Consider the following 20,664-nt stretch of genomic DNA (forward strand, 5'->3'; position numbering starts at 1 on the left):
TGTTGCCTCGGAGGGACTGGTCGGCGGGCGGGAGGGAGATGCGTCGGGGTGGCGGAGGCCGGTCGGGCGACCACCAACGCCGTGCTGGCCACCAGTCATCCCGGACGCGCCAGCCGACACCTCCGAGTGTATCCCTCCCCACGACACCCGAACAGACGTTCGCCCCACCCTCCGGGCGTGATGGCTCCGTCCGGCCCACCGGAACCAGCACTCACGCCCGACGGCTCGGCCACCTGCCATCTCCAGCCGTGATGGCTCGGTCCGGCTCCCCGGAACCAGCACTCACGGCCCTGCTGTGCACAGGTGGACAACGAGACCCCCAGGTTCGGGCACGGGCCACGCACACTCGCAGGCATGGGACGAAGCGGCTGGGTGGAGGTGTTCAGGCGCGCACGGCATCACGCCGGCGCGACCAACGTCGACGACGCGAAGGCCGCAGGCATCCCCACCAGCACCTGGTACGACCGCATCAACCGTGAGGAGTGGTTCGACTGTGGGGCGGGTGTCCGCCTGGTTCCGGGTGCCCCGGTCACGATGCAGACCCGCCATCATGCGGCCCTCCTCGCGCTGGGGCCCGACGCACTCCTGAGTCACGACACCGCGTTGGCCCTCCATGGACTCGCCAGGAGTCGCACGGCCCGGCTGCCCGTCCACGCCGTCGTGCCGTACGACACCACCACCCTGCCGCCGTTCGCCACGATCCGCCATCGATCGCGACGCCTCACGCAGGTGGATGCAACGATCGTGGACGGACTGCGGACCACGACGCCGGCCCGCACCCTGTTGGACGTCGCCGGGCGGACACGCCTGCACCGACTGGAGGCACTCCTGCTGACAGTTCGCCAACGAAGGATGGCCTGCGCGGACGATCTCGTGGCCCAACTCCGGCGACGCCCGAGCCTGGCCGGTGCACGCAACTTCCGACGAGCCCTCGCCATCCTCGACGCCGGACCGGTGGACTCGATCCTCGAGGCTCGCATCCTGGAGTTGGTCCGGAAACATGGGCTGCCGGAACCAGTCCCCCAGTACCGGATCCACCACGAGGGTCGGTTGCTGGTCGCGGACTTCGCGTGGCCGGGGCCCGGGGTCGTGCTCGAGTGCGACGGCCGCAAATTCCACGGCGACGAGGCCTTCCAACGCGACCGGGATCGCTGGAACGACCTCGAAGCTGCCGGACTTCGGCTCGTTTGGGCCACCTGGGAGGACGTCCACGAGACTCCAGGCCGCCTCCTGAAGCGAGTGAGAGACGCCCTCGGCTCAAGGGGCGTCACCCTGGCACGGCACCGGCGTGATGGCTGAGTCCGCCTGACCGGAAGCAGCGATCACGGCCGGCAGGTCACCGAGCGTCCCCTCGGGCGTGATGGCTGAGTCCGGGTCACCGGAACCGATGCTCACAACCAGAAGCTCCACGACGCCCTCCCTTCAGACGTGATCGCTGAGTCCGGGCCACCGGAACCAGCGATCACACCCGCGGTGCCGGATCAGGCGGGGCGACGTGGCAGGAGGCCGGAGCGCGGGCAGGAGGCCGGGAGGGGTGGCGGGTGCAGGCAGGTGGCGTGGGTGTGGGCTGCGGAGTGCTCGCGGCGGTGCCATCATGGGGCCGGGAGCGTGTCGCGTCGAGCCAGGCACGCTCGACCAGGACGACCCGACAGCAGGAGCAGACGTGGGTGACGCGTGGCACGTGGAGCCGGGTGGGGACTGGGTCGACCACGAGGACGGGCCCGTGCGGCTCCGCAAGGTGTCCGTCGGGAGCATGGACAACAACGTCTACGTCGTGACCTGCACGGCCACGGGCGCATCGCTGGTCGTGGACGCCGCCGCCGAGGCTGGCCGGATCGTCGAGGCGATCGGGGACACCGAGCCCGTCGCCGTCGTGCAGACCCACGGGCACTGGGACCACGTCCGGGCGTGGGACGACCTCCACGACCGCCACGACCTGCCCGTGTGGGGCCACCCCGGCGACGCCGAGCTGTTCCCCCGATCGGTGGACCGCGGACTGTCCGACGGCGACGTGCTGGACGTCGGCGAGCTGTCGGTCGAGGTGATGCACGTCCCCGGGCACACGCCCGGCAGCTGCACCTACGTCGTCGCGGGGGCCCAGCGCACGCACCTGCTGACCGGCGACACGTTGTTCCCCGGCGGGCCGGGCAGGACGACCAGCCCGGAGGAGTTCGCCACCATCATGGACGGACTCGAGGCCCGCGTGTTCGACCGGTTCGACGACGAGACCCGGGTCCATCCCGGCCACGGCGACAGCACCACCCTCGGTGCGGAACGCCCGCAGCTGCACGCGTGGCGAGAGCGTGGCTGGTGACGATCACCACGAACGCCCGACGCGTCACCGGACCGTCGTCGCGCCGCCGGCGGGACGATCGCCCGGCGGGTGGCTGATGTTCTGGGTCGGGCTCGTCCTCACCATCACCGCCCTGGTCATCTGGGTGGTGCTGGGACGACGACCGATGGCCATGCGCGTGTTCCACGACGGCAGCCAGGTCCTCAAGCCGCCATCCATGCACCGCCCTCCCCCGTTGCCCGACGACGCGGTGGACGTGCGATGCATCGCGGCGGAACCGCCACCGGCAGAGCGCCTCGCAGAGGTCCTGCCAGGACAGGACCTGCGAGTCTCCCGGGACGGGCCCCACTGGATCATCTCCGACGACGATGGTCGGCTCGCCCACGTCGGCCTTCCCGGTGACGACCCGGACGACCCCGCCCAGGCGGTGACCCCGCGGACCTCGCTCCTCCCAGACCACGGCACGCTGTGGGTCGACCGGGTCCTGCAGGACGCCGACGGCCGCACCATCGACCTCCGCGGACCGGTCCACCCGGACTCCTGACGCCACCCGCCCGGGCAACGGGACCGGGCCGACCCCGCCTGGGGCCGGCCCGGCACGTGGTCGGACGAGCAGTGGTGATCAGCCCGGTTTGCCGCGGCCCCCGCCCGGGCCCCCGGGTCGGTCCGATCCACCACTCACCGTCACGGTCTTGGCGATGACGTCGTTGGACGACACCGGGTCCGTCGTGGAGGACGACACCGTGGCCACGTTGACGATGTTGCCGACGCTGCCCTTGACCTGGATGTGGATGTCCCACGACACGGACTCCCCGGCCGGGAGGGTCCCGGCGTCGCACGTCACGGTGTGCGGGACGGTCGCGTCGTAGGTGCAGCCGTCGGTCGCGAACACGAACACGACCTTCTCGTTGCCACCTCCGGTCAGGACCGACGGCAACTGGTCCAGCACGGACACGTCCTGGGCGTCGGACGGCCCGAGGTTGTCCACGGTGACCGTGTAGATGATCGTGGTCGACGCGTTGCCGGTCTCGAAGTTGACGACCTTGTCGATGGCCAGGTCCGCCTCGGCCAGGACGTCGGTGTCGGTGCTGTCGGTGTTGTTGGACGGGTCCGGGTCCGTCGAGGTCGTGGTCACGGTGACCTCGTTGACCAGCACGGCCCCGTCGGGCACGGAGGCGTCGACCAGCACGTGCACGACGATGGTCAGGGAGTCGCCCGCGTCGAGGTCGCCGATGTCGCAGCGCACGGACAGGGGTGGCGCCTCGATCACCGTGCAGTCCGCCGTGCCACCGAGCACCTCGATGTCGACGACCGAGACGTCGTCGGGCAGCAGGTCCTCGAGCAGGACGTCGTAGGCGGTCGACGGCCCGGCGTTGGCGACCAGCAGCGAGTAGCTGAGCTCCTCGCCGGCGACGACCGGGTCCGGCTCGTCGGTCTTGGTCACCGACAGGTCCGCGATCGCCTCGATCGTGGTGGTGGTCGTGTCGGTGTTGTTCTCGGTGTCCGGATCGTGGGTCGTGCTGGTCACCACGACGTCGTTGGTGATCTGGCCCGTCGCGTCGGGGTCGACCGTGACGACGATCGTCATGGTGCGAACACCCCCGGACGGCACGTTGCCGAAGTTGCACGTGGTCGGGGCGGTGGACGTGCCGGGCTCGCCCGCGTTGCATGTCGCCGGCGGGTCGGCCGTGACCGACACGATGCTGACCGTGTCGGGCAGGCCGTCGCTGACCACCACGCCGTTGGCGGTCGACGGACCGTGGTTGGTCAGGGTGATGGTGTACGTGACGTCCTGGCCCGCCACCACCGGGTCCGGGCTGTCGGACTTGGTGACCTCGAGGTCGGCCACCGTCCGGAACAGCACCGTGCCCTCGTCGGTGTTGTCGTCGGTGTCGGGATCGGGTGTCGCGGCGTCGACCGTGGCGATGTCGTTGATCGGACCGGACTGGAGCGAGGTGAACCAGACGGTCACGGTCGAGGTTTCCCCCGCGTCCATGTCCCCCAGGTCACAGGTGACCCGACGGCCCTGGGTCGCCGCGACGTCACCGCACCCGGGCGACAGGTCGGTGATGGTGAACGGGATCGCCGACGTGATGAGCTCGTCCACCTCGACGTCGCGTGCCGCCGAGGGTCCGAAGTTCTTGACGCTCACGGTGCAGTAGGCCTCCTGCCCGGCATCCTGTGGCACACCCGCGTCGGGCTTGCACACCTTGGTCAGTTCGAGGTCGGCCCGGTCCACGACGATCGTGGTCGCGCCGTCGGTGTTGTTGCTGAGGAAGCCGTCGGCCTGGTCACTGTCGACCGTGGCGGTGTTCACGATCCCGACGGTGCCGTCGGGATCGTCCACGACCAGGTCCGGGGCGACGTCGACGACCACCTGGAAGGTGATCGAGTCGTCGGCCAGCATCTGCCCGAGCGAGCATGTCAGGGTGGAGTCGCCGTTGTCCACGCACGAATCGGTGTCGGCGGCGTAGCTCACCCCCTCGGGCAGGGTGTCGGTCACGACCACGTTGGAGGCCGTCCCCGGGCCGTTGTTGGTGACCGTGATGGTGTAGGTCAACTGGTTGCCGGCGGTGACCTGGCTGGGCGCGGACTTGTCGATGTCGAGCTCGGCCACCGGGTTGCCGAAGTTGGCGGTCATCGACGGGGCGCAGTCGCTGATCGCCGAGATGCTCACGCCACTGGGCGAGCCGTCGTAGAGGTTGGAGGTCGGGTAGGTGGCGCCGCGGAATTCGCGGTTGTCGGAACTCCCGGGGAACGGGTCACCGTCGTCTGCACCCTGGTCGGTGCCGTCCAGGTGGTCCAGCCCGTCGGCCTCCTCGATGTCGACCAGCCGGTGCGAGCCGGTCGTGTGCCCCTCGTTCTCGTTGTTGGTCTGGGATTCCTCCATGTGCCAGATCAGCAGTCCACAGCCCTGCAGTTGGGCGTCGAAGCCGACCTGTTGCCGGTTCTCGACCAGGAAGTACTCGCCGGTGCCGCCCTCCTCGGGACCGTCGGGGTTGTCCAGCAGCTGGATGACGTAGCCGTTGTCCTCGACCTGGTCGATGGCCCCGTTGCCGGAGAAGCCGGTCTTGTCGTCGGGACTGATCCAACCCAGGATCCACTTGCTCCACGGGTCGAAGTGCGGGGGTGTGTCGGCCAGCACGGTGGTGGTCAGGTACTGCGAGGCCATTGCCGACCAGGACCCGACACCGGCCGAGGAGTTGTCGCTGTCGTAGAGGTCGGGCAGCCCGAGCGAGTGCCCGAGCTCGTGGGCGAACAGCCCGATCGACTGGGCCTCGTCGCAGACCCCGTCGGTCGCACGAGTGATCTCGGAGTTGATGATGAAGTTGAAGGTGTCCACCCCGTCGTCGGTCGCGTAGGTCTGGTTGCGCGACTTGGGCCACAGGTTGTCGTCGCCCGAGCCCGCCGCGCCGTTGTCGGCGAAGCAGCCGTCGTGGGTGCCACCTCCGGCGTAGATGATGCCGAGCGCGTCGATGACGCCGTCCCCGTCGTTGTCGTACTGGCTGAAGTCGACGTCGCCGTCGGCCAGGTCGACCGCCTCGTTCATCAGGTCGAAGTGGTCCTTGGAGCCCGAGTTGTACGTCGCACGCGAATCGGGCAGCGTGTAGCAGCCACCGGCGCCGCCCTCGACGGTGACGTCCAGCTCCAGGTCGCCGTAGGAGATCTCGCGGTAGTAGTCCTCGAGGTTGCCCGGACCGGTCGCGCTCCCCCCGCCCAGGATCCCCTGGAAGGTCGTGTCGGAGAACGTGCACCCGAGGTCGGAGAACTCGACCGCGATGAACAGGATGTCGGTGTCCGGACCGGCCCACGGCGGCGCGTCGGCGGAGGCGGAGGCCGTGATGCTGGGGGCGCCCTCGGTGAACGCGCGGGCGCTGTCCACGACCCGGGGTGCCGGTCGCAGCCCGGCAGCCACCGGTGGTGCGTCCCGACCCACGAGGGCGTCGGACGCGGTCAGCGACCCGTCCGGCGCTCGGACGGCGTAGTACCACGGGGCGTCGGTGCGCTCACGGAACACCGCGTGCCCGTCGAGGGTGTCGTAGCCACTGACGTACTCGTCACCCCAGGCCTCGAGCCTGATCGTGGACCCGTCCGGCTGCTGGAACTCCCGGACACCGGGTGCCGCCGGCGCGGCCCCGGCCGGTTCGGTCATCACCAGCGACAGCGCGAGCGACAGCCCCACCGCCCAGGCCAACGTGATCAGCGCACGACGAACAGGAAATCGAAAGACAGGCACGGCCGCCCCCAGCCATCAAGGAGGATGCCCCAACCGGATCCCCGTTGCTCCGAAACCTAAGCGCGAGACCCGGCCCGTCAACAAACCCGGCCGGCGGGCGGGGATTCCGTGCGCCCCCCGCCCGGGGTGTGCGATCCGGGTGGGCTGTCAGTCGTCGAGGTCCACCACGGTGACGTCGAGGTGGTCGTCGCCGAAGGCGTCGACACGGACGACCCACGACCCGACCTCCAGCCGCCGCGCCGCTTCCAGGACCGATGGCTCCATCAGCCCCCCGATGGTGATGTCGGCCTGGCCCGCCGACTCCGGCGTGGACAGCGTGACCGTCGCGTGGTTGGGGCAGTCGTCGCACCCCGCCTGCGCCGGGCCCAGCGCGACGAGCTCGACCGTCACCCCGTCGGCCACGGTGACGGGCTCGCCGGGCCGGAGCCGCACGGTCGTGCCGCCGGGTGGCAACGGCTCCACAGCCTCGACGGTCACCACCGGTCCGGGCGGCGGTCGGGACGGATCGGCGGTCGGCAGCGGGGTGGCGGGCGTCGCCGGCGCACTCGGGGGCTCGGTCGGCGACGACGACGCCGTGGCGACGGGCGACGACGAAACCGGTGCGGGAGACGTCGAGGCCGGGTCGGCCGACGTCACCGTCGGAGTCGGCGACGCGTCCGTGGCCGACCCGCCGCCACAACCCGCCAGCACGACCACGACCGCACCTGCCACGACGAGGGGCCACCGGGTCCGGGTCGCGATCGGCCGATCGAGCCGGCCTGCACGCCCTGGTGCCGTCATCCCTGCCTCCTCGACGGGCCGGTCGCGTCCGTCCCGAGGGTGGGACGTCCCGGACCCTGCCACGGTTGCGCACCACCCGGCGCAGCCACCTCCGCCGTGGGAGGCCGGCAGATCATCGACCACTCACAGCGCCCGCTGCAGCGACCGGCGCAGGAGCCAGGCACCCAGTGGGAGCAGGATCGCCGTCATCAGCGCGAGGACGGCGACCTGGGGCAGCACGTCGGCCACGCCGCCACCCCGACGGCTGATCTCGGCATACGCCTGGTACGCCCAGTGGTGCGGCGTCACGCCCGACACCGTCCGCAACGTGTCCGGGAAGAGCTCCAGTGGCAGCATCGACCCGCCGAGTGCGGCGACGACCAGCCCGACCCCCACGCCCACGCCACCCGCCACGTTCTCGTTGTCGAGGCTCGCCCCGAACACCATCGCGGCCGAGGCGCTCACGGCGCAGAACAGCGTCAGCACCAGGGCCGTCGCCACGGGGTCCCCCCAGTCGACGCCGAACAGCAGTGCCGTCCCGACCACGATGTAGGCACCCTGTGCCAGCGCGACCGCGAATCGCCCGAGCGCCTCGCCGGCGATCACCTGGCCGGTGGTCACCGGTGCGGCCAGCTCGCGACGCGTGACCCCCAGCTGGCGGGACTGGATCAGGCTGGTCGCCCCGGCCAGCGATGCCAGGAACACGAACAGCGAAACCTGCTGGGCGGCACCCAGGTCGAACTCGCCGAGACCGGCGAACTCCTCGGCCAGCCCGTCCCCACCAGCAGTCGACACGACGACGGTCGGACCGGTCCCGCTCGCCGCGGCGAGCGCCTCCCGGGCGGTGTCGTCGTCGACCCCGGCGTCGACCAGCGCCAGTTCGGCGACCCGGGTGCCGCCGACCCCGGCAACCACCTGGCCGACGATCTGCTGGACGGCGATGGCGTCGGTCGACGTGCCCGTGATCACGGCCAGGTCGGTGGGCTCGCCGGCCGCGAACGATCGGTCGTCATCGGCCTCGACGACGACCGCCGCGTCGGCCCGGCCACGCGCGATCCGCTCCTGGGCATCGGCCACGGAGTCCGCCCGCGCCACCTGGACGTCCCGTGCCTCCAGCGCGTCGGTGACCCGTCCGGCGAGGTCCGATCCGCCGACCACCAGGGCGCGACCGGACGCGCTCTCGCTGCCGAACTGCAGCCCGATCAGGACGACCAGGATCATCGGGAACACGAACACGAAGAAGTAGTTCGACCGGTCGCGGAGGAAGCGACGCAGCGAGGTGCCGGCGATCGCGCGGACCGCCGTCATGCCTCGACCTGTCGTGCGGGCAGCACCAGTGCGAGGACCACGGCGACCACGAGGAACCCGGCGACGGTGGCCAGCGGTTCGGCCAGGTCCGTGACCCCACCGCCGGCGCTGGTGATGCCCAGGCCACGGATGAACGCCGCCGGTGGGGTCAGGTCCGACAGGCGCGACAGCCAGCCGCCCCCGCCGATCGGGAAGAACGCCCCGCCGAGCACGCCCAGCGCGATGCCGAGGATGGCGTTGATCGTGGACGCCTGCTCCGCCGTGCGGGCGACCTTCGTGACGACCAGCACCAAGCTGGTCGCCGCGGCCACCGTCGCCACCACCAGGACCGCGATCGGCACGACCGATCCGAAGTCGACGTCGAAGAGCAGGCTGCCCGCCGTGAGCAGGATGCTCGTCGACACCAGGCCCAGGACGAACGACACCAGGGTCTTGGCCACGATGATGTCGCGCGGGTGCATCGGCATGGACTGCAGGCGCGGCAGGGTCCCGGTGTCGCGTTCCTGGAGGTAGCCGATGACTCCGAACCCCACCGTGAAGAACATGAACAGGGCGGTCTGGCCCGCGACCAGGCTGCCCTGCAGGCTGAGCTGTTCGTCGGCCACCCGGCCCGGTGACGTGGTGACCAACTGGTCGGCCTGGGCGACCTCGCCGGCCAGCGCCGAGACGGCGGACGAGTCGAGGCCCACGGACCCACCCGCGGCGGCGGCCCGGCTGGCGGTCGCGACGCGGTCGACGAACCCGTCGGTCACCGCGATCACGACGTCCTCCTCCAGCGACCCGTCGCCCGAGCGGACCACCTCCACCTCGGGTGAGCCCCCGCCCTGCACCTGCGTCGAGAAGTCCTCCGGGACCAGGATCGCCACGTCCGCCCGCTCCTCGACGACCGCCGTGCGGGCCTCGTCGGCCGAGGACGCCGGGTCGACGGTGGCCGGCAGGACCGACATCGACTCGAAGGTCACCTGCAGCGCGGACCCCAGTTGGTCGGCGGTGCCCGTCATCGCGATGGTCGTGGCCTCGAAGTCCTCGGTCGAGCCCACCCCGGAGAACAGCAGGTTGAACACGACCATCAGCGCGAAGGGCACGGCCAGTCCGAACACCAGCACGGACCGGTCGCGGACCCGCTGGCGCAGGTCGCTGCCCGTCATGGTGACGATCGCACGCAGGTTCACGCCCGCCCTCCCCGGCGGCGGGTGCCGTCAGTCACGCAGGGCCCGCCCGGTCAGGTGGAGGAAGACCGCCTCCAGGTCCGGCTGGGACACCTCGACGTCGGCCAGGGACATGCCCGCGGCAGCTGCGGTCGACACGACCTCGGCCAGCACGGCGGACGCGTCCACGACGGTCAGGGTGATCGTGCGTCCGTCCTCGGCCACCTGGTGGACGCCGGGAAGGTCCCCAAGGGCCACCGCGGCAGCCCCCACCTCTCCCCCACCGGCCAGGTCGATCCGGTCGACCTCGCCCGTCAGGCGGACCAGCTCGTCGCGGGTCCCTTCGGCCTGGAGGCTGCCGTGGTCGATGATCCCGATCCGGTCGCAGAGACGTTCGGCCTCCTCCATGTAGTGGGTCGTGTAGAGCACGGCCATGCCCTCGCCCGACAGGGCTTCGACCGATTCCAGGATGGCGTTGCGGGACTGGGGGTCGACCCCGACCGTCGGCTCGTCGAGCACGAGCAGGGCCGGACGGTGCAGCAGGCCGATGCCGATGTTGAGCCGACGCTTCATCCCGCCGGAGTATTCCTTGGCGAGGTCGTCGGCACGGTCGACCAGGCCGATGACCTCGAGCACCTCGCCCATCCGGGACTCGCGCACGTCCTTGGCCATGCCCTGCAGCCGGGCGAAGAACCGCAGGTTCTCACGCCCCGTGAGGTCGGGGTAGATCGCGAGGTCCTGGGGCACCAGACCGATGTGGCGCTTGGCGTCGACGGCTGCCGGCCCGATCTCGATGCCGGCCACGCGGGCCGCACCGGCATCGGGTTCGAGCAGCCCGGCGACCATGGAGATCGTCGTGGTCTTGCCGGCCCCGTTGGGCCCGAGCAACCCGTAGGTCTCGCCCGGCGCGATCGTGAACGACACGTCGTCCACGGCCACGAGGTCACCGAACCGGCGCACCAGTCCGGCGCAGTCCAACACCTGGTCCATGACCCCTCGTCCGTGCGCGTGTCGCGAGCGATCCCGAACCTAGTCCCCCACCCCGCCGGCAGTGGGCGACGTCCCCCGACGCCCGTCCACTGTCAGACGTTCGCCTGCGACATGAGCCTGTGTTCGCGTGCTGGTCCCGCACAGCCGCTGCTGCGAAGCCGGCAGCATCGACCAGCATTGGAAATCGCCAAGGAAGCCGTCAGATCCCAGCCTGCGACATGTGGCGATGTTCGCGCTGGAGTTCGGAGATCTCGTCGCGGAGACGGGCGGCGTACTCGAAGCGGAGGTCGGCGGCAGCCTCGTGCATCTCCTCCTCGAGCCGGTGGATCAGCCCCTCCAGGTCCGCCAGGGGCATGTCGGAGGTGTCGACCCGGGCCAGGGACTCGCGCTCGACCGGGGCGTAGTCCTCGCCGGCCTCCTCGGCACGCACGGCGGCGATGATGTCGCCGACCCGCTTGCGGATCGTCTGCGGGTCGATGCCGTGCTCGAGGTTGTGGGCCAGCTGGGCCTCGCGACGCCGGTTGGTCTCGTCGATCGCGTAGCGCATCGAGTCGGTCAGGTCCTCGGCGTACATCACCACCGTGCCGTTGACGTTGCGGGCCGCACGCCCGATGGTCTGCACCAACGAGGTCGACGAGCGCAGGAACCCCTCCTTGTCGGCGTCGAGGATCGCGACCAGCGACACCTCGGGCAGGTCGAGTCCCTCGCGCAGCAGGTTGATCCCCACCAGCACGTCGAACTCGCCCAGTCGCAGCGATCGCAGGATCTGCACGCGCTCGACCGTGTCGATGTCGGAGTGGAGGTAGCGGACCCGCACGCCGTTGTCGACGAGGTAGTCGGTCAGGTCCTCGGCCATCTTCTTGGTCAGCGTGGTGACCAGCACCCGCTCGTCGGCCTCGGCCCGCGCCCGGATCTCCTCCATGAGGTCGTCGATCTGGCCGGTGGTCGAACGGATCTCGACCTGGGGGTCGACCAGGCCGGTCGGGCGGATGATCTGCTCGACGATGCTGGAGGACTCGCGCCGCTCGTAGTTGCTGGGCGTGGCCGAGATGAACAGCCGCTGGCCGATCCGCTCGAGGAACTCCTCGAAGCGCAGCGGTCGGTTGTCCAGTGCGGAGGGCAGCCGGAACCCGTGGTCGACCAGGGTCTCCTTGCGCGAGCGGTCACCCTCGTACATGCCCCCGATCTGGGGCACCGTGACGTGCGACTCGTCGACGAACAGCACGAAGTCGTCGGGGAAGTAGTCCAGCAGCGTGAACGGCGGCTCGCCGGGCGCGCGTCCGTCGAAGTGACGCGAATAGTTCTCGATGCCATTGCAGAACCCGACCTCGCGGATCATCTCGAGGTCGTAGTTGGTGCGCATCTGCAGCCGCTGGGCCTCGAGCAACTTGTTCTGCGACCGGAGCTGCTCGAGCCGCTCGCCCAGCTCCTCCTCGATGGTCGTCGCGGCCCGCACGAGCGTGGAGTCCGACGTCACGTAGTGCGACCCGGGGAACACGGCGTAGCGCTCGAGGTTGCCCGACACCTCGCCGGTGACCGTGTCGACCCGCGCGATCCGGTCGATCTCGTCACCGAAGAACTCGACCCGCAGGGCCTTGTCGCTGTCGACCGGGAACACCTCGAGGGTGTCGCCCCGGACCCGGAACGTGCCCCGGACGAGGTTGAGGTCGTTGCGGCTGTACTGCAGGTCCACCAGCCGGCGCATGGTGCGCTCGAGCCCGATCTCCTCGCCGCTGCGCAGCCACAGGATGTGGTCGGCGTACTCCGACGGCGAACCCAGGCCGAAGATGCACGACACCGACGCGACCACCAGCGTGTCACGTCGCGACAGCAGCGCCATCGTGGCGCGGTGTCGCAGTCGCTCGATCTCGTCGTTGACCGACGAGTCCTTCTCGATGTAGGTGTCCGACGACGGGACGTAGGCCTCGGGCTGGTAGTAGTCGTAGTAGCTGACGAAGTACTCGACGGCGTTGTCGGGCAGGAAGTCGCGGAACTCGTTGGCGAGCTGGGCCGCCAGGGTCTTGTTCGGCGCGATGACCAGGGCCGGCCGGTTGACCTGTTCGAGCACCTTCGCGGCCGTGAAGGTCTTGCCCGTTCCCGTGGCCCCCAGCAGGGTCACGGCCTTCTCGCCGGCGCCCAGGGCGTCGACGATGCCGGCGATGGCCGCGGGCTGGTCACCGGCGGGCTCGAAGTCGCTGACCACGCGGAACGTGCCCGCCTGGCGATCGGTGCGCCCCGGCTGCACGGACTGGTCCGGCAGGTCGGGGACCTCATTCGCCCGGGGGGTCGTGGGGGGCAGGAGCGGCTGGGAAGTCGTGTTCGTCGTCATGCCGTCGAACTTACCCCCGGGGTCCGACAACCCACCCCGCCCCCAAGGTCACGGCGAGCGCGTGACGTCGGCGAAGATCGGGAGGTGGTCGCTGGCGGTGGTGGCGGGCACGTCGACGTCGCGGAAGGCCAGGTCGGGCGTGCCGAGGATCCAGTCGATGGTGTGGTCCGGCGCATCGGCCGGTGACGTGGGACGGATCTCGCCGTCCGCCTGGGCCGAGACCAGGCCGGTGGCGTCGAACCACGGGGCGATGTCGGGCGATCCGGGACGCGAGTTCAGGTCGCCGGCCAGCACCGTGCGCTCGGCACCGTCCCACGCCGCGAGCACCAACCGGGCCTGGTCCTGGCGGGTCGCGGTGGTGTCGTCCTGGTGTTGCAGGTGGATGCTGAACACCTCCAGCACGTCGTCGTCGAACGCGACGGAGGCGGCCACCCAGCCGCGCCGCATCGGGCCCTCACCCTTCGGCATGGTCCCGGAGCGCCAGCGCTGGATCGGCCGGGTCGACAGGACCGCGTTGCCGAACTGGTGGTCCGCGGCCGGCCCGTACACGAACTGGGCGTCCAGGCGTCGCCCCAGCCACGACGCGAGGTCGATCCCGCCGGCCAGGGGCCAGCCGCGGGCGACCTCCTGGAGCGCCATGACCTCCGCGCCCCCCTCCTCCAGCACGTCGGCGATGCGGTCGGGGTCCAGTCGTCCGTCGGTCCCCACCCCGGAATGGAGGTTGTACGTGGCCACGCGCACGCGTTCCTCCCCCGCCGGCCCGGACCCGTCCTCGCGGGCCGACCCCGGCCCGGTCAGCGCGAGCACGGCGGGCACGACCAGCACCGGTGCGACCGCCAGCACGGCCGTCACCGTCCCGGCCCGCCCGCGGTCGGCACCGCCGGCCTGGTCCACCGTCGCCTCCTCCACGGCGGTGGGCGGTGCCACCACGGCCGTGGCGACCAGCACCAGTGCGACGAACACGGGCCAGGTCGCCTGTGGCACGCCCAACGGGAGCTCGTAGGAGATCTGGTAGGGCAGCATGCCTGCCACGAGCACCAGGGCACCGATCCCGCCCCCGAGCCCGGTCCGCCAGGCGCGCCCCGGGGCCGACGGCGTCACCGACTCGGCCCGGGTCCCGGTCGCCCCCGCGCGGTCCAGCGCGGTGACGACCAGCACCCCGACCGCCCACTGGGCCGCCAGAACGAGCACGACGACGACCGGGCCGCCCACGGCGGTCGGTCCGGTGGCCAGCGCGGCGACCGCCACCACGGTGGTCGCCGCCACGCCGACCGCCACCCGCCGGGCGTGCCCGCTCCCGAGCAGGCCGCCGCACGCCAGGCCCAGCCCCACGACGACGACCGCCCCGGAGGCTGCCAGCCCCAGGCCGGCGGACGACGCCACGAACGCCGGACTGGCCAGTGCGAGCGTCTGCAGCGCCAGGACCGGGGCGACCACGATGGCCCCACGGAGCCGGTCGGGTCCCCATGGTCCGGTCGAGGCCACGACCCACCCCGTGGCGACCACGACCAGGGTGGCGATCGCCAGCCCGACGACCATGGCCGCCACCGACGACTGCCACGACGGGTCCCACGTCACGAAGGCCAACCGGATCCCGGCGTCGACCGCCAGGCCGACGAACAGCCCGGTGGTCGCCGCCCGCGCCCCCCGACGGGCGACCACGACCCGCACCACGAGCGGGAGCGTGACCAGGCCGGCCACGACCCCCGCCATCACCACGACCAGCGCCGGCGTGGCCTGGACCTGGACGACGACGCGAGCGCCGCCGAGCACCGCGCCGCCGACCCCCAGCAGCACCCTCGGGTGCACGAACCGACCGACGGGGGCCGCGAGCAGCGGCAGGGCGAACAGCACCGGCACCAGCCAGGCCGCGGTCAGGAAGCCGAGGTCCTCGGCCAGTGCGTACAGCAGCGGGAACGACACCCGCAGCAGTTCGGCCAGCACCGCGGCCACGACGACCAGCAGCACCGTCGCCGGTCGGGTCCGCGGGATGTCGGACACCTCGGGCACGGCGCTACTCGAACGTCTCGGTCACGTCCCAGCCCGGTGGGTACAGGCTCGGGATCCGCTCGGCCCGGTACATGCCCCAGCCCTCGCAGTGCTCGTCGTCCCGGGTGGTCAGCTGCCAGACGATGTCGTTGGTGGCCTCGTCGACCTCGACGAGCTGGCCGTGGACGAACGTCGTGTCGTCCTCGGCCTCGGGGAGCTCGCAGGCGGCGGTCTGGCCCCCGTGGGTGATCAGGACGCTGTGCCCGCCACCCTCGATGTCGAGCCGGTCGGCGTCGCCCACGAAGGAGGCGTAGACGTCCGGGTCCATGCGGTGCTCCCAGAGCTGCTCGATGGTCTGGGCCTCGGGGTCGATCGCGTAGCGGACCGCCCGGCTGTAGGGCTCGGGCGCGTCGTCGCGCAGGTTGCCGTTGTCGTAGAGCAGGATCGTGCCGTCGTCCTGGAGCTCGGGGGCGTGCTGGTGCCAGAACCACCGGCCGTCGCCGACCATCTCCCAGCCCGTGTCGACGCCGACCTCCCAGCGCAGTGACCCGGCCGGACCGCCCTCGTCGTCGACCGCGCGCAGGGCCCACAGCGAATCGGTGTGGCGGTTGGACACGAGCCAGGTGTCCCCGTCGTCGATCGGGATCACCGCGTTGGCGTGGGTCCAGTCACGTGGCTGGTACCCCTCCGGGAACTGCGGGTCGAGGTAGCCGGCCGAGCAGTAGTCGGACTCGACCGGACGCGGGTCGTCGCGGACGTCCTGGGCGTCGAAGAACGACAGCTCCTGCAGGACCTGGCCGTCCGCGGGATCGAACACGACCACCGCGTCGCCGACGATGTTCTCGACGTCGCCGGGCTCGGACGACTCGCACAGCCCGTCCGGGTAGGCGACCTCCTCGACGACCCGGGTCAGGGTGACGTAGTTGCCGTCCTCGGTCTCGAGCGTCTCGTGGTGGGTGCTGTGGACGTCCAGGTCGATGACCTCGCCGGGCGACAGCCCGTAGCCGCGGGCGCCCTCCTCGGAGCCCGTGGCGGTGCCGCGCCACTCCCCCAGCACCTCGCCGGTGGGTGCGATCAGTCGGGTGGAGTCCTCGTCGATGCCGAACAGGAAGTTGCCGTCGTCGTCGCGGACGAGCTGCTGCACCCGGCCGGGCTCGTTGTGGTACCAGACGATCCGACCCTCGGCGTCCACGACCTGGATGTAGCCGGCGTGGGTGTTCGGCTCGGCGCCGGCGACCGGGGGTCGGTAGATCGAGTTGAACAGGGTCAGGCCGGGGCTCATCCGCTCGGGCTGCGACACGTCGACCGTGATGGGCGGCAGCTGGTCGAGCGGCAGCGGGGTCGTCACCAGGGTTCCGACCTCGGCGCTCGCCACCTCGTCACCCGCGGCGTCGCGGACCGTGACCGCGACGTCGTAGGTCGTGTCGGCCAGCAACCCGAGCAACGGCACGTCGTGGCTGGTCGCGGGCGAGTCCGTCCCGCCGACCGTGAGCTGGTGACCGGGGGCGACGGCCCGGACCTCGACCGTGCTGGGGTCGCTCGTGGTGAGGCTGACCGTGCCACGGATGGCGTTGTCGGGATCGCGCGTGACCGCCACGTCGTCCGCGACGCCGCGCAGCCCCGAGGGCACGGTGCGGTACCAGCCGACGGCCAGCGCCACCAGGGCTCCCAGCACCACGACCAGCAGCAGCGGGGTCCGCCAACGTCGCACCATGGACGCCTCCTTCGCACGGGCCCGGACGCTAGCGCACCCCGACCCCCGAACACCGCCCACCTGCCCCGTCCGGACGGTCCCGGGCGTGCTCAGCCGGGGGCGGTGGAGAACGCCTCACGCAGGTCCTCGGCGACCGCCGGGGACACCTGCTCGACGCTGGCGAGGAGGGACTCGACGTCGGCGACGCCCAGGGCGTGGTCGGCGATCACCTGGCGGATCGCGTCGTCGACCACGTCCACCCCGTGCGCCTCGGCCGCGTCGACCCAGGCCGTGGCCGCCGTGCGGTAGATCGCCACGGAGTAGGTCGAGCCGTCCGGGAAGTCGGCTGCCGCCTGGGCCGGGGCCACGCGGTCGGGCTGGCCCTCGTCGGACAGGCTCCGGGCGGCCAGGCCGTCGGCGAAGGCCTGGCCGTCCTGGGCGAGGAACCAGCGCCAGGTGAGGTACTGCGCCAGCGGCTCGTCCACGACCGGGTCCGACAACGACCCGTTGCCGACGAGTGCGTGGAAGTACTGGTGGGCCCACTCGTGGGCGAGCGTGAACTCGGTGCCCACGTCGGTCGGCTGCCAGTACTCGGTGTCCTCGATGACCAGGCCCGGGAACTCCATCCCGGCGGCGGGCAGGATCGGAGCGCGGACGAGGTCCAGCTCGGGCCACGGAAGATCGCCCCAGCGCTCGGCGTAGGCGACCAGCTGGTCGTGGCTGACCTGGGCGACCGGTCTGTCGTCGGACCCGTCGTCGCTGGTCGCGACGACGACGGGCGCGGCCGCCCCGTCGCCGGCCACGGTGGTCGGGGTCGCGCCGTCCGGGAACCACGTCGCTGCGAGGTCGCGCAGGCCGAAGCCCAGTGCTCGCACCGTGCCCTCCGGGGTCGCGCGGTCCACCGCCCCCGTGCGCAGGGTGCCCTCGGGGACCGTGACGTCGACCACCCAGGTGCCGGCCGCGAACGCGCCCAGGTCACCCCACTGCGGGACGGCCCCGTCGTTGTCGGGCACCGCGACGACGGCGGGCAGCCAGTGGCCGAGGGTCACGACGTCACCGTGGTCGGCCAGGAGTCCGTAGCCGGCCGGTCCGCCCCCGGCGGCGAGGTCCTCGGCAGCAGGGAGGTCGTAGGCCACGTCCAGGTGGAGCACGACCCCGTCCGGGGCGGCTGCGCCGAGGTCGACGACCACCCGGTCCAGCTCGGGCTCGACCGTGGTCGTGACGTCGCTCCCGGTGACCGTGGCCGTGATCGCCAGCGAGTCCACCGAGGGCCCGATCGACTCGCTGGCGGCCAGGATCCGGAGCACGACCTGGTCGTCGGCGGCCGGCACGGCGACGGCCAGTGACGCGGTCACCCGGTCGCGGTCCACCGACGCCGACCCGACCGTGACCGGTCCGGCGCTCGTGGCCGCCTCGACCAGCGCTCGCTGGCTCTCCACGACCACCCCGTCCGCGGTGGCCAGCAGGTCCACGGCAGCCTGCTGGAGTTCGGCCACCGAGGCCGTGGCTGCGACGTCGGGGGTGGCCAGGAGGTCCGGCAGGGCCCACGACGTGGGCATCGGGCTGGCCTGTCCGTCCCGGTCGAGGGGACCGGTCGCCACGTCCGGCGAGACCGTCGCCGGCCCCGGGCTCGACGTTGGGCTCGACGTCGCGGTGGAGCCGGGTGTGGGCGTCGTCGACGGCACCGGCGTCGCCCGAGCCGTCGTGGGGGACGGCTGGCCGGACCCCGTGGACTCCGATGGCGTGCCACCGTCCGTGTCGCACGCCCCGAGCCCCAGGACCACCACCACGACGACCAGCACCACCCGTGCGCGCTCCCACCTCATCGCGGGCTCCGTCCCGGTCGTGGCATGCTCACGAGGTCGTGGCCCCGGCCGACCGCTGTCGCAGGTCGGTGACCAGGTCGGCGACCTGCCCGGCGAGGTCGTCGCGGGAGCCGCTGTTGTCGAGGACGTGGGTGGCGGCGGCACGTCGGGTGGCGTCGTCGACCTGGGAGGCCATCCGGGCGTCGACGTCGTCGGGGTCCATGCCGCGATGGGTCACCAGCCGGTCGCGTCGCTGCCGGGCCGGTGCCAGCACCACGACGAGCGCGTCCACGCTGTCGACCTGGTCGGTCTCGACCAGCAGCGGGTGGTCCAGCACGACGATCGCCTCGGGGTCGCGGGCCGTCGCGGCCCGGTGCCGGCGGCTGACCTCGGCGCGGATGGCGGGGTGGGTGATCGCCTCGAGCGCGGCGCGTTCGTCGTCGTCGCGGAACACGATCGCGGCCAGGGCGGCGCGGTCGAGCCCGCCACCGTCGTCGATGACGGTGTCCCCGAAGCGCTCCGCGATCGCCGCCAGCGCAGGCTCGCCGGGCTCGACCACCTCGCGCGCGATCGCATCGGCGTCGATCACCACCATGCCCGCCTCCGCCAGCATCCCCGCCACGGTCGACTTCCCACTCCCGATCCCGCCAGTGAGCCCCACGAGCATCAGTCGTGCCTCCCGATCGCGGACCCGGCCAACCTATCCCGGCAGGTCCCCACCCCCTCACCCACCCGCTTCCACCCCGTCGGTTGGGGACTGCGAAGGCGCTGATGGACGTCGAGACGACAACCGACTCGAGGTGGTCCGCGCGCTCGAGGGTGGCACGCGCGGCGGGAGTCAGGCGGTCAGCAGGCCGATGCCGAGCGTTGCGGCCCCGGCCGCCAGCGCAACTGCCCCCAGCCAGACCAGGACGATCAGGCGGTTCGGCTCGTGGACATCGGTGCCCATCGAGGAGAAGAAGAACCCGGCCGGCATCAGGATCGCCGCGACCGGCACCCCGCTGCGGGCCACCAGCGACGCCACTCCGGTGAGGTGGGTGGCGTCGGTCAGCACCGCGGTCAGCACGCCGAGGATCACGAGCACGCCGGCGTGGGCATGGCCGGCCCGGGCGAAGTTCATCTGGAACTCGGTCGCGGGTGCCCGCCCACGCACCAGCTTCACCAGGTACATCCCCCCGGTCTCGATGGTCACGAAGGCGAGCATCAGGATTCCCGCGAGCCGCAGGGCGGCGGGAGTGAGGACGAGGACCGGTTCCATGTCGGGCTCCGACGGCGGGCGGGACTGTTTCGTGACACCGTAACGTAACACTGTTGCGCGCACGTGGCAAGGGTGGTTGAATCGGGCCGACCGATGCGCGCCGCCCGACCGGAGACCACGCCGTGCCCCGACCACGCGTGCACGACCAGGAGACGGCTGACGCCCTGGTGGACGCCGCCGCCCGCCGCCTGCGTGCCGGCGGGCCCGGGTCGGTCAGCGTGCGCGCCGTGGCCGACGAGGCCGGCGTGTCGACCCGCGCCGTGTACTCCCTGTTCGGCTCACGCGACGAGTTGCTCGCCGAGCTGTACCGCCGGGGCTTCGCCGGGCTGGCCGCCGAGCTCGCGGACCACCCCGAGGGGCTCGACCCGCTTGCCGAGCTGCGTGCCCTGGGCGACGCCTACCGGCGCAGCGCCCTTGCCCGCCCGAACCTCTACCACGCCATGTTCGACGGTCCCCACGGGGTCGACGACCCCGACCCCGTCGCCCGCTCCGAGGCGACCTTCCACGTTCTGGTCGACGCGGTCCGTCGCTGTGTCGCGGCCGACCTGCTGGCCGGTGACCCGGTGCTGCTCGCCCGCCAGCTGTGGGCCCTGACCCACGGACTGGCCCTGCTGGAGCTGTCCGGCTCCCTGGGCGACGACCCCGAGCTGGTCTGGGACCAGGCGCGCCGCGCCATGGTCCTCGGACATGCAGGATCGGCCCTGGAGGAGCGAGGACTCGAACCGCCGGCCGGCTGAGACGTGCAGCTGCACGACGAGCGCCCCGACCGTTGCCGGCCGGGGCGCTCGTGGATGGTCGTGCGAGGCGCTCAGGCGTCCTCGGACGTCTCGGTGTCGTCGGCTGCCTCGGTGTCGT

15 protein-coding genes are annotated in these 20,664 nt (G+C 71.8%); 4 read left to right on the forward strand and 11 right to left on the reverse strand.

What is annotated here, in order from left to right; genetic code table 11:
* Nucleotides 1–372 precede the first annotated feature (372 nt).
* The 3 genes from KR546_RS04280 (at nt 373) to KR546_RS04290 (ending at nt 2,837) form a co-directional block, all read left to right on the forward strand.
* Nucleotides 373–1,299 (forward strand): hypothetical protein, encoded by a 927-nt coding sequence (locus KR546_RS04280; protein WP_238443462.1) that lies wholly within the window; start codon nt 373–375, stop codon nt 1,297–1,299.
* Between the two features lie 364 nt (nt 1,300–1,663).
* On the forward strand, nt 1,664–2,314 hold the full coding sequence (locus KR546_RS04285) for an MBL fold metallo-hydrolase (protein WP_238443463.1): 651 nt from the start codon (nt 1,664–1,666) through the stop codon (nt 2,312–2,314).
* Nucleotides 2,304–2,837 (forward strand): hypothetical protein, encoded by a 534-nt coding sequence (locus tag KR546_RS04290; RefSeq protein WP_238443464.1) that lies wholly within the window; start codon nt 2,304–2,306, stop codon nt 2,835–2,837. The genes KR546_RS04285 and KR546_RS04290 overlap by 11 nt, the downstream gene beginning before the upstream one ends.
* 78 nt (nt 2,838–2,915) lie before the next feature.
* On the opposite strand, the gene KR546_RS04295 is transcribed toward KR546_RS04290, so the two are convergent.
* The 11 genes from KR546_RS04295 to KR546_RS04345 all read right to left on the reverse strand — a co-directional run bounded on the left by KR546_RS04295 (nt 2,916) and on the right by KR546_RS04345 (nt 19,809).
* Nucleotides 2,916–6,530, reverse strand: a complete 3,615-nt coding sequence (locus KR546_RS04295) for a M6 family metalloprotease domain-containing protein (protein ID WP_238443465.1) — start codon at nt 6,528–6,530, stop codon at nt 2,916–2,918.
* 147 nt (nt 6,531–6,677) lie between these two features.
* On the reverse strand, nt 6,678–7,007 hold the full coding sequence (locus KR546_RS04300; protein ID WP_238443466.1) for a hypothetical protein: 330 nt from the start codon (nt 7,005–7,007) through the stop codon (nt 6,678–6,680).
* Nucleotides 7,008–7,433: 426 nt separating this feature from the next.
* Complete coding sequence (locus tag KR546_RS04305; protein WP_238443467.1) at nt 7,434–8,597, reverse strand: ABC transporter permease; 1,164 nt, start codon at nt 8,595–8,597, stop codon at nt 7,434–7,436.
* Entirely contained in the window at nt 8,594–9,769 is a 1,176-nt protein-coding gene (locus tag KR546_RS04310; RefSeq protein WP_238443468.1) for an ABC transporter permease, read from the reverse strand. The genes KR546_RS04305 and KR546_RS04310 overlap by 4 nt, the downstream gene beginning before the upstream one ends.
* 27 nt (nt 9,770–9,796) lie before the next feature.
* The gene (locus KR546_RS04315) at nt 9,797–10,735 is read right to left on the reverse strand and encodes an ABC transporter ATP-binding protein (protein ID WP_238443469.1); all 939 of its coding nucleotides are present in this window, start codon (nt 10,733–10,735) and stop codon (nt 9,797–9,799) included.
* A 199-nt stretch (nt 10,736–10,934) separates the two neighbouring features.
* Nucleotides 10,935–12,980 (reverse strand): excinuclease ABC subunit UvrB, encoded by a 2,046-nt coding sequence (gene uvrB / locus KR546_RS04320; protein WP_238443470.1) that lies wholly within the window; start codon nt 12,978–12,980, stop codon nt 10,935–10,937.
* Nucleotides 12,981–13,112: 132 nt separating this feature from the next.
* A complete protein-coding gene (locus KR546_RS19565; protein ID WP_238443471.1) occupies nt 13,113–15,074 on the reverse strand; it encodes an endonuclease/exonuclease/phosphatase family protein in 1,962 nt (653 codons plus the stop codon).
* Nucleotides 15,075–15,078: 4 nt separating this feature from the next.
* The gene (locus KR546_RS04330) at nt 15,079–16,767 is read right to left on the reverse strand and encodes an aryl-sulfate sulfotransferase (protein WP_238443472.1); all 1,689 of its coding nucleotides are present in this window, start codon (nt 16,765–16,767) and stop codon (nt 15,079–15,081) included.
* Nucleotides 16,768–16,856: 89 nt separating this feature from the next.
* Nucleotides 16,857–18,305 (reverse strand): gluzincin family metallopeptidase, encoded by a 1,449-nt coding sequence (locus KR546_RS04335; RefSeq protein WP_238443473.1) that lies wholly within the window; start codon nt 18,303–18,305, stop codon nt 16,857–16,859.
* Between the two features lie 295 nt (nt 18,306–18,600).
* Nucleotides 18,601–19,218, reverse strand: a complete 618-nt coding sequence (coaE, locus tag KR546_RS04340) for a dephospho-CoA kinase (protein ID WP_274387563.1) — start codon at nt 19,216–19,218, stop codon at nt 18,601–18,603.
* Between the two features lie 171 nt (nt 19,219–19,389).
* Nucleotides 19,390–19,809 carry a hypothetical protein gene (locus KR546_RS04345; RefSeq protein WP_238443474.1) on the reverse strand — a complete coding sequence of 140 codons (420 nt, stop codon included), beginning with the start codon at nt 19,807–19,809 and terminating at the stop codon, nt 19,390–19,392.
* A 122-nt stretch (nt 19,810–19,931) separates the two neighbouring features.
* On the opposite strand from KR546_RS04345, the gene KR546_RS04350 reads away from it, so the two are divergent.
* On the forward strand, nt 19,932–20,546 hold the full coding sequence (locus KR546_RS04350) for a TetR/AcrR family transcriptional regulator (protein ID WP_238443475.1): 615 nt from the start codon (nt 19,932–19,934) through the stop codon (nt 20,544–20,546).
* The last annotated feature ends 118 nt before the right edge of the window (nt 20,547–20,664 follow it).

This window comes from Salsipaludibacter albus, assembly GCF_019798055.1.
In the GTDB taxonomy this organism is placed as follows: Bacteria; Actinomycetota; Nitriliruptoria; order Nitriliruptorales; family Nitriliruptoraceae; genus Salsipaludibacter; species Salsipaludibacter albus.

What these genes read in the sequence shown, in the direction of transcription:
- KR546_RS04345 (WP_238443474.1), bottom strand. Translation starts at nt 19,809, where the DNA reads ATGGAACCGGTCCTCGTCCTCACTCCCGCCGCCCTGCGGCTCGCGGGA.
- KR546_RS04330 (WP_238443472.1), bottom strand. Translation starts at nt 16,767, where the DNA reads ATGGTGCGACGTTGGCGGACCCCGCTGCTGCTGGTCGTGGTGCTGGGA.
- KR546_RS04335 (WP_238443473.1), bottom strand. Translation starts at nt 18,305, where the DNA reads ATGCCCACGTCGTGGGCCCTGCCGGACCTCCTGGCCACCCCCGACGTC.
- KR546_RS04315 (WP_238443469.1), bottom strand. Translation starts at nt 10,735, where the DNA reads ATGGACCAGGTGTTGGACTGCGCCGGACTGGTGCGCCGGTTCGGTGAC.
- coaE (WP_274387563.1), bottom strand. Translation starts at nt 19,218, where the DNA reads ATGCTCGTGGGGCTCACTGGCGGGATCGGGAGTGGGAAGTCGACCGTG.
- KR546_RS04305 (WP_238443467.1), bottom strand. Translation starts at nt 8,597, where the DNA reads ATGACGGCGGTCCGCGCGATCGCCGGCACCTCGCTGCGTCGCTTCCTC.